Genomic DNA, 13137 nt, shown 5'->3' on the forward strand with positions numbered 1-13137 from the left:
CCCACTACCTCAGCCGTTGGGCCCTACTGTCGCGACGATAGTCACTTGCTTGTTGTCAGGGATTTCCTGATAAGCCAAAACGTGCAAATTCGGCACTGCCAGGCGTCCAAACCGCGACAACATCGCTCGGACCGGACCTGCCACCAACAGAATCACCGGTTGGCCCTGCATTTCCTGGCGCTGTGCGGCGTCGATCAACGAACGCTGCAGTTTTTCAGCCATGCTTGGCTCCAGCAGAACGCCCTCTTCCTGGCCTTGTCCTGCCTTCTGAATACTATTGAGCAATATTTGTTCCAACCTTGGCTCCAAGGTGATCACAGGTAGCTCAGACTCAACCCCTACAATGCTTTGCACGATAGCGCGGGACAATCCGACGCGCACCGCAGCCACCAGGGCGGCGGTATCTTGACTCTTGGCGGCATTGTTGGCGATGGCCTCGGCGATGCTGCGAATGTCGCGCACCGGCACTTGTTCGGACAGCAGCGCCTGCAGCACTTTGAGCAATTGCGACAGCGACAGCACGCCCGGCACCAGTTCTTCGGCGAGTTTTGGCGACGCCTTGGCCAGCAAACCCATTAATTGCTGGACTTCTTCGTGGCCGATCAGCTCGTGGGAGTGCTTGTACAGAATCTGGTTGAGGTGCGTGGCGACAACCGTACTGGCGTCCACCACGGTGTAACCGAGGGACTGCGCCTGGCTACGCTGGCTGACTTCGATCCATACCGCTTCCAGGCCAAAAGCCGGATCTTTGGCGGTTATACCGTTCAGTGTGCCGAACACCTGGCCGGGGTTGATCGCCAGCTCGCGGTCGGGGTAGATCTCCGCTTCGGCGAGGATCACGCCCATCAGGGTCAGGCGGTACGCGCTGGGGGCCAGGTCGAGGTTGTCGCGGATATGCACGGTGGGCATCAGGAAGCCCAGGTCCTGGGACAACTTCTTGCGCACACCCTTGATCCGCGCGAGCAATTGGCCGCCCTGGTTGCGGTCTACCAACGGAATCAGGCGGTAGCCGACTTCCAGGCCGATCATGTCGATCGGGGTCACATCGTCCCAGCCCAACTCCTTGGTTTCCTGGGCGCGGGCCGGCGACGGCAGCAACTCCTGCTGGCGCGCGATCTCTTGCTGGGCCTTCACTTTGATCACGTTCTGCTTTTTCCAGAACAGGTAGGCGCCACCGCCGGCCATGGCCGCCATGCTCAAGAACGAGACGTGGGGCATGCCGGGCACAAGCCCCATGATAGCCATGATGCCCGCCGCCACGGCCAGGGCCTTGGGCGAGGCAAACATCTGCCGGCTGATCTGCTTGCCCATGTCTTCGGAGCCCGATGCACGGGTCACCATGATCGCCGCTGCTGTGGATAACAACAGTGATGGCAATTGCGCCACTAAACCGTCACCGATAGTCAGCAGGGCGTAGACCTTGCCCGCATCGCCAAAGCTCATGCCGTGCTGGAAGATCCCGACCGCCATGCCGCCAATCAGGTTGATGAACAGAATCAACAGGCCGGCGATGGCATCACCGCGCACGAATTTGCTGGCACCGTCCATGGAACCGTAGAACTCGGCTTCCTGAGCCACTTCCAGGCGGCGCGTCTTGGCCTGGTTCTGGTCGATCAGGCCGGCGTTGAGGTCGGCGTCGATAGCCATCTGTTTGCCGGGCATGGCGTCGAGGGTAAAGCGCGCGCTCACCTCGGAAATCCGCCCGGCGCCCTTGGTCACCACCACGAAGTTGATGATCATCAGGATCGCGAACACCACGATACCGACCACGTAGTTACCGCCGATCACCACCTCACCGAAGGCCTGGATCACCTTACCGGCGGCGGCGTGACCGTCCTGGCCGTTGAGCATCACCACCCGCGTGGACGCCACGTTCAGCGCCAACCGCAGCAGCGTGGCGATTAGCAGGATGGTCGGAAAGACCGCAAAGTCGAGCGGCCGCAGGGCATAGACGCAGACCAGCAACACGACGACGGACAAGGCAATGTTGAAGGTGAAGAACACGTCGAGCAGGAACGGCGGTATTGGCAACATCATCATTGCCAGCATCACCAGCAACAACAACGGCACACCCAGATTGCCCCGCGACAAATCAGTCAGGGTGCCACGGGCCGTGTTGAGCATTTGAGAGCGATCTACCACCGGTATTCCTCGCGTTCCTTGAAGCAAAGTTTTGACGCTAGAGGGCGTCCTGAAGGCGGTATTGCAAGAAGCCTTCCAACTTTTGCTTGAGGTCGCAGATCCCTTATGGCGAGGACTGACTGACGAATGAGCAGGTAGGGGATCAACTGATTCAAATGACCGAAGACCTGCTGGTCAACCTCAGCCAATGCATTGCTCAATGACTTTTCGTTTGAGCTGGAAAGAGTTCGACGCAAGGGCGCAAGGGAACACTCAACGACCTGATGGCGGATCGTTCCGACATTCAGCGCGGGAACGATCAACCAGCCGGCTCTATTTAGAGAGGATTTTCACGCTCGCAGCCTGATCGCCCTTAGGCCCTTTTTCGACGAGAAACTCCACTTTCTGGCCCTCTTCAAGAGACTTGAAACCCTCGGCCTGGATGGCGGAAAAATGGACGAACACATCGCCGCCGCCATCCTGGCTAATAAACCCAAACCCCTTCTCCGCGTTAAACCATTTCACAGTGCCTGTTGCCATTGCCGTTCTCCGTACACTTCAATTAAGGACTTACACAGGTGTCGTCAGATCAGTCGAATGTCGCATGCATAGATGCCAGTCGGTCGATGGATCATCCAAAACTCCACTTTCTGCCCCTCCGACAGCAGGGGTCTATCCGAGCTGCATAGTTCTACCGATACATCTTCTGCCCCACTGTCCAGCGCAATAGAACCCAATCCGGTCTGTTGGTCATAAGATTTGACCCTGCCTGTGAATAGCTGCATCGCCCCACTCCCTGCATCTTGTTGCGCAGTACGCGAGGTAATAGAACCGCGAGCAGGCGATGCTGGCTACTGTCAAAGTTGACAGGCCAGGAAGGTTTTACGACGAATGGCACGGTGCCAATTTGAACGACCCGTCAGGAATCGCGACGCAAGTCCGGCGGAATCGGCAGGTCTTTAAGCGGATCAGGCCGCTTGCCTTTGCCCGCACGGTACTGGCGAATCTGATAGACATACGCCAACACCTGCGCCACCGCCAGGTACAGCCCGGCAGGGATTTCCTGGTCGAGGTCAGTGGAGTAGAAGATCGACCGCGCCAGCTCCGGCGATTCCAGCAGCAGGATGCCATTGGCCACGGCGATTTCGCGGATCTTCAGGGCGGTGAAGTCGCTGCCCTTGGCCAGCAGCATCGGCGCGCCGCCCTTCTCCGGGTCGTACTTGAGGGCCACGGCGTAGTGGGTCGGGTTGGTGATCACCACGTCGGCGTCGGGCACCGAAGCCATCATCTTGCGCTGAGACATTTCGCGCTGCAGTTGGCGAATGCGTTGCTTGACCTCGGGGCGGCCTTCCTGGTCCTTGTGTTCGTCGCGCACTTCCTGCTTGGTCATCAGCAGTTTTTTGTGGCTTTCCCACAACTGGATCGGCGCATCCACGGCGGCGATCAGGATCAACCCGGCGGCCATCCACAACGCGCTCCAGCCCACCACTTGCACGCTGTGGATGATCGCTGACTCCACCGGTTCATGGGCGATGCGCAGCAAGTCGTCGATGTCGGAGGTCAATACCACCAGCGCCACGAACAAAATCAGGATGAACTTGGCCAGGGCCTTGAGCAGTTCCATCAGGGCCTTGGTGGAAAACATCCGCTTGAGCCCGGCGGCAGGGTTCATGCGGCTGAATTTGGGCGCCATGCTGCTCGCAGCGAATAGCCAGCCGCCAAGGGCGACGGGGCCGATCAGCGCCGCCAGCAACAAAGTGATCAAAATCGGCTGCACCGCCAGGATCGCGATTTTCCCCGAATGCAGCAGGTACTGCCCCATGGCGCCGGGGCTGAGCAGCACTTCACGGGGCAAGGTGAAGTTGAGCTTCATCAACTCCATCAGGTCGAGCGCCAGGCCGCCGCCGTAGATCAGCAAGGCGCCAGCACCGGCCATCATTGTCGCAACGGTGTTGAGCTCTTTGGAGCGGGCAATCTCGCCCTTTTCCCTGGAGTCCTTTTTACGCTTATCCGTGGGGTCTTCTGTTTTGTCCTGACCACTCTCGCTCTCGGCCATGGCTCAGCGCGCCCGTGCCAGATCACGTAAGAACTGCAAGGCGTCGGTCGCCAGCGGTTGATACTGATTGAGTATGTCGGCCATGCCGATCCAGAAAATCCCCATGCCCAACACCAGGGTCAACGGGAAACCGATAGAGAAGATATTCAGTTGCGGCGCCGCGCGGGTCATCACGCCAAAGGCGATGTTGACCACCAGCAGCGCAGTGATCGCCGGCAGCACCAGCAACAGCGAAGCGCCCAACACCCAACTGAGGCGCCCCACCAGCTCCCAGAAGTGATTGACCACCAGCCCCGAGCCGACCGGCAAGGTGGTGAAACTTTCGGTCAGCACCTCGAACACCACCAGGTGGCCGTTCATGGCCAGGAACAGCAAGGTCACCAGCATAGTCAGGAACTGCCCGATCACCGCTGCCGACACGCCGTTGGTGGGGTCGACCATGGACGCGAAGCCCATGCCCATCTGGATCGAGATGATTTGCCCGGCAATCACGAAGGCCTGGAAGAATAGCTGCAGGGAGAAACCCAGCAGCGAGCCGATGAGGATCTGCTCGGCAATCAGCATCAGCGCACTGAGGTCCAGCGCGTTGACGGGCGGCATCGGCGGCAAGCCCGGCATCAGGGCCACGGTGATCGCCACCGCGAAATACAGGCGGATGCGGCGCGGCACCAGGGTAGTGCCGAACACCGGCATGCTCATCAGCACCGCCGTGACCCGGAACAGCGGCAAGATAAACGAAGCCACCCAGGTACTGATCTGGGTGTCGGTCAACGCCAGCAGCGATTGCATGCGGTCAGCCGATCAACTGCGGAATACTGCCGTACAACTGCAGGATGTATTCCATGAAGGTCTGCACCAGCCACGGGCCGGCGACGATCAGGGTGATCAGCATCACCAGCAGGCGCGGCAGGAAGCTCAGGGTTTGTTCATTGATCTGGGTCGCGGCCTGGAACATCGCCACCAGCAGGCCGACCAACAGGCTCGGCACCACCAGCACGGCGACCATCATGGTGGTCAGCCACAACGCTTCACGGAACAGGTCGACGGCAACTTCTGGGGTCATGGCCCTACACTCCGCCGAAACTGCTGGCCAACGTGCCGATAATCAGCGCCCAGCCGTCCACCAGCACAAACAGCATGATCTTGAACGGCAACGAGATGATCAGCGGCGACAGCATCATCATCCCCATGGCCATCAGCACGCTCGCCACCACCAGGTCGATGATCAGGAACGGGATAAAGATCATGAAACCGATCTGGAACGCCGTCTTCAATTCCGAGGTAACAAACGCCGGCACCAGGATCGTCAGCGGTGCCTGATCCGGGGTGGCGATGTCGGTGCGCTTGGACAGACGCACAAACAGTTCAAGGTCGCTGGAGCGGGTCTGCGACAGCATGAAGTCCTTGATCGGGCCTTGGGCCTTGTCGATGGCGTCTTGCGCCGTGAGCTTTTCCGCAAGGTAAGGCTGCAGGGCTTGCTGGTTCACCTTGTCGAATACCGGCGCCATGATGAACATCGTCAAGAACAGCGCCATGCCGGTGAGGATCTGGTTCGATGGCGTCTGTTGCAGGCCCAGGGCCTGACGCAGGATCGAGAACACAATGATGATCCGGGTGAAGCTGGTCATCAGCATGACAAACGCCGGGATAAAACTCAGCGCCGTCATGATCAACAGGATCTGCAGGCTGACCGAATACTCCTGGGCCCCGGCCGCGTTGGTGCCCAGGGTAATCGCCGGGATCGACAACGGGTCGGCGGCGAACGCCAATGGCGCGGCCAGCCACAGCATGAGCGTCAATAAAACGCGCATTACTTCTTATCCTTCTGATCCTTGCCCAGCAACTCCATCAGGCGCTGGGCGAATTCTGGCGTGGCGGCCTGGGTCGGGGCGACGTTGACCGGCGTCTTGAGCACGTGCAGCGGGGTGATGCGGCCGGGGGTGAGGCCCAGCAGGATCTGTTCCTCGCCCACCTGCACCAGCACCAGCCGATCACGCGGGCCGAGGGCGCGCGAACCGATCATCTCGATGACCTGGGCGTTGCCCGGACCAATGTTCTGCACGCGACGCATTAGCCAGGCCAGCACAAAAATCAGCCCGACCACGAGCAACAGGCCCAGCACCAACTGGGTCAGTTGGCCACCGATGCCGCTGCTCACCACGGGGGCGGCGGCCGCTTGCGCGACCGGCTCGGCCGCGAGGGCGCTCAATGGCAGCGCCAAAAACAGTCCCGCCATCGAATACTTCATGTCAGCGCAGCTTCTTGATGCGTTCGCTCGGGCTGATCACGTCGGTCAGGCGAATGCCGAACTTTTCGTTGACCACCACTACCTCGCCATGGGCGATCAGCGTGCCGTTGACCAGTACGTCCAACGGCTCACCGGCCAGGCGATCCAGCTCGATCACCGAGCCCTGGTTGAGCTGCAGCAGGTTGCGGATGTTGATGTCGGTGCTGCCGACTTCCATGGAGATCGACACCGGGATGTCGAGAATCACGTCCAGGTTCGGGCCGTCGAGGGTCACCGGGTTGTTATTCTTCGGCACGCTGCCGAATTCTTCCATGGGCATGCGGTTACTGGCCGGTGCGGTGGAGGCATCGGCCGCCAGCAGCGCGTCGATATCGTCCTGGCCAACATCGCCGGTTTCTTCCAGGGCCGCAGCCCATTCGTCGGCCAGGGCCTGGTCTTCGGCGGAAGTGTTTTCGTGTTCGGTAGCCATTACATGTCCTCGGCGGAGCAAACATTCATAAATAAATAGGGGTGCATCAATACGGGTGACTCAGCGCCGGCTGATCGACTCCACCACTTGCAGTGCCAGTTTGCCCTTGTGCGAACCAAGCTTGACCTTGAACGACGGTACGCCGCTGGCGCGCATGATCAGTTCTTCCGGCAACTCGACGGGAATCACGTCGCCCGGCTGCATGTGCAAAATATCCCGCAGGCGCAGTTGGCGACGGGCCACGGTGGCGGTCAGGGGCACGTCGACGTCCAGCAGGTCTTCGCGCAGGGCCTTGACCCAGCGTTCGTCCTGGTCATCGAGGTCGGACTGGAAGCCGGCGTCGAGCATTTCGCGCACGGGCTCGATCATCGAGTACGGCATGGTCACGTGCAGGTCGCCGCCACCGCCATCGAGTTCGATGTGGAAGGTAGACACGACAACGGCTTCGCTGGGGCCAACGATGTTGGCCATGGCCGGGTTCACTTCCGAGTTGATGTACTCGAAATTGACCTCCATGATCGCCTGCCAGGCTTCCTTCAAGTCGATGAAGGCCTGCTCCAGCACCATACGCACCACGCGCAGTTCAGTAGGGGTGAACTCGCGGCCTTCGATCTTGGCGTGACGGCCGTCGCCACCGAAGAAGTTGTCCACCAGTTTGAACACCAGTTTGGCGTCGAGGATGAACAACGCAGTACCGCGCAATGGCTTGATCTTGACCAGATTGAGGCTGGTAGGCACGTACAGCGAGTGTACATATTCGCCGAACTTCATCACCTGCACGCCGCCCACCGCCACATCTGCCGAGCGGCGCAGCATGTTGAACATGCTGATGCGGGTGTAACGGGCGAAACGCTCATTGATCATTTCCAGGGTCGGCATGCGTCCACGGACGATGCGATCCTGGCTGGTCAGGTCATAACTTTTGACGCTGCCGGGCTCAGCAGCCATTTCGGTCTGTACCAGACCATCGTCCACGCCATGCAGCAGCGCATCGATTTCATCCTGGGACAGCAGGTCTTGCACGGCCATGTCGTGATCCTACTGCAATACGAAATTAGTGAAGAGCGCCTGCTCGACCACCACTTTGCCGAGCTCTTTCTGGGCCACTTCCTGCACGCTGGCAGTGACCTTCTGGCGCAACATTTCCTGGCCCACCGGCGTAGCCAGGCTGTCGAAACTTTGCGCGGAAAACAACATCACCAGGTTATTGCGGATCACCGGCATATGCACCTTGAGGGCCTCAAGGTCCGCCTGGTTGCGCGCCAGCAAGGTGATGCTCACCTGCAGGTAGCGTTGACGACCGTTCTGATTGAAGTTGGCGACAAAGGCCGGAAGCATCGGCTCGAAGATTGCCGGTTGCTTGACGTTACTGGCAGTTTCGGCGGCGGGCGCCGGTTTGCTCGCACTGCTGTGCATGATGTACCAAGTGCCGCCCACGGACGCGCCAATCGCCAGGACCAGGCCCAGGACAATCAACAGGATAAGCTTGAGCTTGCCCTTGCCCTTACCTGCGGGTGCTTGTGCTGCGTCTTCGCTCTTCGCCATGCCAATAATCCGTCACTATTTGGGGATTCATAGATCTACGGAAAGGCAAGAGCAAGTGTTATGCCAGAGTTGTCTGGCAATCGGGGAAGAGAGATCACCGCGAATCGAATGTAGGAGGGGGCTTGCTCCCGATAGCGGTGTGTCAGTCAATAGATTCATTGGCTGATACACCGCCATCGGGAGCAAGCCCCCTCCCACACTTGAGCCGGTGCCAGGCTTAGGATCAGGCGTAATAGTCAACGGCGCTGGAGCCAATCACGGTGGCCGTCACCGGCGCGACGGCCGCGGCCACTTCGGCATGATCGGCAACGTCGCCGCTGTCACCCCGACCGCCACGACCACTGACACCGTTCGCCTGGTTCTGGTTCTGTTGCTGTTGACCCTGGCCCTGCCAACCACGGGACTGGTCGGACACATTGACGTCGACCTGCCCCATGCCCTGCTGGGCAAACATCTCGCGCAAACGGCCGGACTGGGTTTCCAGTGCTTCACGCACAACGGCGTGACCACTCATGAAGGTGACCTGGGCCTGCTGGTCGGCCGTCATGTTGACCTTGATATCCAGGCGCCCGAGTTCGGCCGGCTGTAGCTGGATCTCTGCCGACTTGAGGTTGGCGCTGGACAGGTACATCACGCGGTTGACCACTTCCTCGGTCCAGCCGCTCTGGTGCATGGCCAGCGGTGCGTTGGCGACCGGCGGCAAAGCATTGGCGGTTTTCGGCGTGGCGGCCTGGGTCAGTGCGGCCAGGCGGTTGGCGAAGTCATCGACACGCGTGTCGCTGCTGGCGCTCTTCAAATCCTTGAGGCCGCCTTCGATCAACCCGCCAAAGGCTTTGTCGCCGCCCTGGTCGGTGCTGTCCTTGCTGGCTTGCTGGTCCACCATGTTAGCCAGGCCCGTGGCGAAGTTCTGCGCAGCGGTCGGCTGGTCCTGGGACGGCGGCGCGGCGCTCTGCGGGGCCTGACTGCTGGCCGACACATGACCGCCCTGCTCCATCGCCAGGCGTACCGCCGGCATCGCGTCCAGAGGGTCTGCCGTGGGATCGAAGGCCGGCTTGGCCACATCGGTCGCTGCCAGCGGTGCCGTGACCACCGGCTGGGCCTTGTCATCCTTGGCAGCAGCAGCCGGGGCTGGCGTTTCCACCGGCACCGGCACTGGCACAGCAACCGGCGTGACCGTGACAATCAGGGCCGGATCAACCACCGGGGCAACCACTGGGTCTACCGCCGGCTGCTGCGCCAGGGCTGGGTCGGCGGGCGGGGTTTGATCACTGCTGGCGCTGTCGGCGGGTTTGGCCGGCGGGTCGGCTGGCAAGGGTTTGCCGCTATCGGCAACCGCTGGCGTACCGGCGGCAGGCTTATCGTTGTTCGCGGCAGGTTTATCGTTGTTCGCGACAGGCTTATCGTTGCCAGCAACAGGCTTGGCACTCGCGTCAGCAGGCTTGTCGCGCGCGGGCTTGGCCGAGTTGTCGTCGGCCTTGGCCGAGGGCTTCGAACCTTGGCTGGCGAACACCTGAGCAAAGCCAGGGCCCTTGTCCCGCGGCTCCGCGGCCGCCGCCGGTGGATTGGCGGCAGGCGCTTGAGGCTTGGCCGCAGGGGCAGCCTGAAGGAGCGAATTAGGGGCGACTGGCATAGGTAAGGTCTCCACTGCATGGGAATCGGGGATGCAGTATCAGGAGATAGAGCAAGAGTCGGGCCAGCTCTGCGGAAAAGCGGTGTGGGACCTGAAATTAAAGCTGGAAGCGCTGGCGCTCCGACTCATACAGCGGCTTGACCAGCGCAAACTCATGGTCGATCTGATCGACCAAGGCCCCCAGGTCCGCCGCAGCCTCGACAGACTCAACCTCCAAGCGCTGGCACAAGTGCGCCAACCGCACTGCACCGAGGTTACCACTGCTGCCCTTGAAACTATGGGCGATGCGCGCCAACGCCTTGGCATCGTCGCGAGCTTTGCGCAGCGCTTCGACGCGCTTTTGCGAATCATCGAGAAAGGTATCGAGCAATTTGGGGTACTCGCCTTCCATGACTTCCTGCAAACCCGATAACACGTCCGGGTCCAGATGAACCTCAACCACTTGTTCGCTCCTTGATCAAGAATCGGCGGATTATGCCAGAGCCTCCCAGCAAAACTCCACGCAGACACTGCGCCCGCCGTCGGACCAGCGTACATCGCTACTCAGTTGACGCACCAGGCCCAAGCCGCGACCAGACAGACGGTCGAGATCCAGCGGGCGAGCCAGTACCTGTTCCACATCGAACCCGGGGCCGCTGTCTTCGATGCGCAAGGTCATCCTGCCGCCCGTAGCGGTGGGCTCTACCTGCACATGCACGCGCACATAACCGCTGTTGAGTTGCACCAGCCGCTCATTGCGCTGGCGGTAATACTGCGCAAAACCTTCAGCATTGCGCTTGAGCCGCGAGTCCAGGCCCAGCACGCCATGCTCCAGGGCGTTGGAATACAGTTCGGCCATCACGCTGTAGAGCGCCCCGCTCTGCTCGCGCAAGCCGTGGATCTCCAGCAGCAGTTGCAACAGATAGGGCAACGGGTTGTAGCGTTTGAGGGTCTCGGCGCGAAACTCGAAACTCACCGACCAATCCAACGGGCACGACTGGCCACTGTCGGCATACAGCGGCCCCGTCGCACGCATCGACTGGCCGGCCTGCAGGGTAATTTCGAGCATGCTCACGTCATCCCGCGCCTCACCGCGAAACGCCGCCAGGGCCTGCTCGATATCCTCGAACAAGCGGTCGGGCTCACGATTGGCGGCAAACACCTGCTGCAAGCGCTCGGCGCCGAACAATTGTTCGTTGGCATCGGCGGTATCCAGCACGCCATCGGAGAGCAGAAATACGCGGTCGCCCAGGGCCATCGGCCAGACTTCGGTGCGATCATCGAACGCCTGCGCCGACAGCACGCCCAACGGCAAGTGCCGTGATATCAGCGGCGTGCGCTTACCGGTGGCGACTTCATGCACATAGCCCTCGGGCATGCCGCCATTCCAGACTTCCACCGCACGCCGTTGCGCGCTCAGGCACAACAGCGTCGCGCAGCAGAACATGTCCACCGGCAGGATGCGTTTGAGCTTGGCGTTCATCTCCCGCAGGATCTGCGTCAACCCGTAGCCCTTGGCCGTCATGCCATAGAACACTTCGGCCAACGGCATGGCGCCGACCGCCGCTGGCAGGCCGTGCCCGGTGAAGTCGCCGAGCAGCACATGCATGTCACCCGCCGGCGTGTAGGCTGCCAACAACAAGTCGCCGTTGAACAGCGCATAGGGCGATTGCAGGTAGCGAATGTTCGGCGCCGCGTTGATGCAACCCGAATGGGCGACCTTGTCGAACACCGCCTTGGCCACGCGCTGCTCATGCAGCAGGTAGTCATGGTGCTTGGCGATCAGGTCACGCTGCTGCAACACCGTGGCCTGCAGGCGGCGCAGGCGATCCATCGCATTGATCTTGGCCGCGAGAATCAGCGGGTTATAGGGCTTGGGCAAGAAGTCATCGCCACCGGCATCCAGGCACTGGGCCAGGGCTTCGCTTTGGCGCAGGGAGGTGAGGAAGATGATCGGCACCAGGGCCTCACCCGCCAGTTGCTTGATCCGCCGCGCGGCCTCAAAGCCATCCATCACCGGCATCAGGGCGTCCATCAGCACCAGTTGTGGACGTTCGCGGGCAAACAGCTCGACGGCTTGTGCGCCGTTGCTGGCGGTGAGCACCTGGTGGCCCTGGCGCCGGACGATGGTCGACAGCAACAGCAGGTCGGCGGCGCTGTCTTCGGCGATCAGGATGGTCAGCGGTTCGAGGACCGGAGCCAGCGCGCTCAATTGATGTCGAACAGTTTGTCGAAATTGGAAATCGCGAGGATCTTGCGCACGTCGGAACTGCTGTTGATCACCTGGATTTCCGAGTTATCTCCCCCGGCATGATCGCGCAGCAGCAGGAGCATGCCCAGGGCGGAGCTGTCCATGTAGGTGGTTTCTTTCAGGTCGACGATGTATACGTCTGGCACCTTGTAGAAACGCTCGTAGGCGTCACGAAAGAGCTGGTGGCTGCCGAAATCGAACCGGCCCTTGATTGCGATCGTCAACTTCTTCCCATCCAGGGATACTTCTGACTCGACTGACATGTGACTGCTTCCTTGTCATGGGTCTAGATACAAGGTGTAGCAGGCTAACCGGATGTGGGCAACACAGCGAAGCAAATGTGGGAGGGGGCTTGCTCCCTCCCACATTGAGTCCGGAGCTTGGCGCTAGTAGGGATTCTGGCGCGGCAGGCGCTGGGACAACTCATCGAGCAGTTTTTGCTCGCGCTTATCCTCAAGCGCCCGCGCCTCATCGATATAGCGCTGCACCAGCTTGCGCAACCCTTCGACCCGGGCATACGCCTGCTGCCAGCTTTCGCGGGCCTTGTCGAGGTTGTTCTGGTGCCAGGCCAGGCTCTGGCGCTGCTGGCCGACAGCGGTTTCAAGCTGGTTGAGAAAGCCCTGGTAGCCCATCAGCCACTGGCCGGACACGCCTTTGGTGCCGCGCTCGATCCACTGCTGCTGGTACTCGCCGCGAAAGCGCTCCAGGTCGCCGAGCTTACTTTCCGCCAGGCGCACCTGGCCCTGGAAGTAACCCAGGCGCTGGACGGCGGTTTTTTCGGCCTTTTCGGCCATGTCCACCACCGGGGCCAAGCGTGAGGAGCGGTTGCTGGCCATGG

General features: G+C 60.9%; 15 protein-coding genes. All 15 read right to left on the reverse strand.

Annotated features, from left to right (window positions below):
* Positions 1 to 9: 9 nt before the first annotated feature.
* The 15 genes from flhA to fliJ all read right to left on the reverse strand — a co-directional run bounded on the left by flhA (position 10) and on the right by fliJ (position 13135).
* Positions 10 to 2124, reverse strand: coding sequence for a flagellar biosynthesis protein FlhA (flhA, locus tag ACS5Q8_RS20405; RefSeq protein ID WP_276197973.1), 2115 nt, complete (start codon positions 2122 to 2124; stop codon positions 10 to 12).
* Positions 2125 to 2454: 330 nt separating this feature from the next.
* A complete protein-coding gene (locus ACS5Q8_RS20410) occupies positions 2455 to 2661 on the reverse strand; it encodes a cold-shock protein (RefSeq protein WP_276194197.1) in 207 nt (68 codons plus the stop codon).
* A gap of 379 nt (positions 2662 to 3040) precedes the next feature.
* On the reverse strand, positions 3041 to 4177 hold the full coding sequence (gene flhB, locus ACS5Q8_RS20415) for a flagellar biosynthesis protein FlhB (RefSeq protein WP_276194199.1): 1137 nt from the start codon (positions 4175 to 4177) through the stop codon (positions 3041 to 3043).
* A gap of 3 nt (positions 4178 to 4180) precedes the next feature.
* Positions 4181 to 4966 carry a flagellar biosynthetic protein FliR gene (fliR, locus tag ACS5Q8_RS20420; protein WP_276194200.1) on the reverse strand — a complete coding sequence of 262 codons (786 nt, stop codon included), beginning with the start codon at positions 4964 to 4966 and terminating at the stop codon, positions 4181 to 4183.
* Positions 4967 to 4970: 4 nt separating this feature from the next.
* On the reverse strand, positions 4971 to 5240 hold the full coding sequence (gene fliQ, locus ACS5Q8_RS20425) for a flagellar biosynthesis protein FliQ (protein WP_003214552.1): 270 nt from the start codon (positions 5238 to 5240) through the stop codon (positions 4971 to 4973).
* Positions 5241 to 5244: 4 nt separating this feature from the next.
* Positions 5245 to 5988 (reverse strand): flagellar type III secretion system pore protein FliP, encoded by a 744-nt coding sequence (gene fliP, locus ACS5Q8_RS20430; RefSeq protein ID WP_198717140.1) that lies wholly within the window; start codon positions 5986 to 5988, stop codon positions 5245 to 5247.
* Complete coding sequence (gene fliO / locus ACS5Q8_RS20435; RefSeq protein WP_276194201.1) at positions 5988 to 6425, reverse strand: flagellar biosynthetic protein FliO; 438 nt, start codon at positions 6423 to 6425, stop codon at positions 5988 to 5990. Before fliO ends, fliP begins: the two co-directional genes overlap by 1 nt.
* 1 nt (position 6426) lies before the next feature.
* Positions 6427 to 6894: a flagellar motor switch protein FliN gene (gene fliN / locus ACS5Q8_RS20440; RefSeq protein WP_276194202.1), complete on the reverse strand. Its 468-nt coding sequence runs from the start codon at positions 6892 to 6894 to the stop codon at positions 6427 to 6429.
* A gap of 60 nt (positions 6895 to 6954) precedes the next feature.
* Positions 6955 to 7923: a flagellar motor switch protein FliM gene (gene fliM, locus ACS5Q8_RS20445; protein WP_247408025.1), complete on the reverse strand. Its 969-nt coding sequence runs from the start codon at positions 7921 to 7923 to the stop codon at positions 6955 to 6957.
* A 9-nt stretch (positions 7924 to 7932) separates the two neighbouring features.
* A complete protein-coding gene (fliL, locus tag ACS5Q8_RS20450) occupies positions 7933 to 8439 on the reverse strand; it encodes a flagellar basal body-associated protein FliL (protein WP_247408027.1) in 507 nt (168 codons plus the stop codon).
* A 223-nt stretch (positions 8440 to 8662) separates the two neighbouring features.
* A complete protein-coding gene (locus tag ACS5Q8_RS20455) occupies positions 8663 to 10069 on the reverse strand; it encodes a flagellar hook-length control protein FliK (RefSeq protein WP_443697478.1) in 1407 nt (468 codons plus the stop codon).
* 97 nt (positions 10070 to 10166) lie between these two features.
* Positions 10167 to 10511, reverse strand: coding sequence for an Hpt domain-containing protein (locus ACS5Q8_RS20460; RefSeq protein ID WP_247407287.1), 345 nt, complete (start codon positions 10509 to 10511; stop codon positions 10167 to 10169).
* A gap of 30 nt (positions 10512 to 10541) precedes the next feature.
* A complete protein-coding gene (locus ACS5Q8_RS20465; protein WP_426100042.1) occupies positions 10542 to 12260 on the reverse strand; it encodes a SpoIIE family protein phosphatase in 1719 nt (572 codons plus the stop codon).
* Entirely contained in the window at positions 12257 to 12562 is a 306-nt protein-coding gene (locus ACS5Q8_RS20470) for an STAS domain-containing protein (protein WP_276194205.1), read from the reverse strand. The genes ACS5Q8_RS20465 and ACS5Q8_RS20470 overlap by 4 nt, the downstream gene beginning before the upstream one ends.
* A 123-nt stretch (positions 12563 to 12685) precedes the next feature.
* Entirely contained in the window at positions 12686 to 13135 is a 450-nt protein-coding gene (gene fliJ, locus ACS5Q8_RS20475) for a flagellar export protein FliJ (RefSeq protein WP_276194206.1), read from the reverse strand.
* Positions 13136 to 13137 lie beyond the last annotated feature (2 nt).

It is taken from the genome of Pseudomonas sp. PAMC25584 (genome assembly GCF_058135675.1).

Excerpts from the sequence above, each read along its gene's own strand:
- fliR (WP_276194200.1), bottom strand. The coding sequence starts at position 4,966 with ATGCAATCGCTGCTGGCGTTGACCGACACCCAGATCAGTACCTGGGTG.
- ACS5Q8_RS20455 (WP_443697478.1), bottom strand. The coding sequence starts at position 10,069 with ATGCCAGTCGCCCCTAATTCGCTCCTTCAGGCTGCCCCTGCGGCCAAG.
- ACS5Q8_RS20470 (WP_276194205.1), bottom strand. The coding sequence starts at position 12,562 with ATGTCAGTCGAGTCAGAAGTATCCCTGGATGGGAAGAAGTTGACGATC.
- fliO (WP_276194201.1), bottom strand. The coding sequence starts at position 6,425 with ATGAAGTATTCGATGGCGGGACTGTTTTTGGCGCTGCCATTGAGCGCC.
- fliQ (WP_003214552.1), bottom strand. The coding sequence starts at position 5,240 with ATGACCCCAGAAGTTGCCGTCGACCTGTTCCGTGAAGCGTTGTGGCTG.
- flhA (WP_276197973.1), bottom strand. The coding sequence starts at position 2,124 with ATGCTCAACACGGCCCGTGGCACCCTGACTGATTTGTCGCGGGGCAAT.
- flhB (WP_276194199.1), bottom strand. The coding sequence starts at position 4,177 with ATGGCCGAGAGCGAGAGTGGTCAGGACAAAACAGAAGACCCCACGGAT.
- fliM (WP_247408025.1), bottom strand. The coding sequence starts at position 7,923 with ATGGCCGTGCAAGACCTGCTGTCCCAGGATGAAATCGATGCGCTGCTG.
- fliP (WP_198717140.1), bottom strand. The coding sequence starts at position 5,988 with ATGCGCGTTTTATTGACGCTCATGCTGTGGCTGGCCGCGCCATTGGCG.
- ACS5Q8_RS20410 (WP_276194197.1), bottom strand. The coding sequence starts at position 2,661 with ATGGCAACAGGCACTGTGAAATGGTTTAACGCGGAGAAGGGGTTTGGG.
- fliL (WP_247408027.1), bottom strand. The coding sequence starts at position 8,439 with ATGGCGAAGAGCGAAGACGCAGCACAAGCACCCGCAGGTAAGGGCAAG.
- fliJ (WP_276194206.1), bottom strand. The coding sequence starts at position 13,135 with ATGGCCAGCAACCGCTCCTCACGCTTGGCCCCGGTGGTGGACATGGCC.
- fliN (WP_276194202.1), bottom strand. The coding sequence starts at position 6,894 with ATGGCTACCGAACACGAAAACACTTCCGCCGAAGACCAGGCCCTGGCC.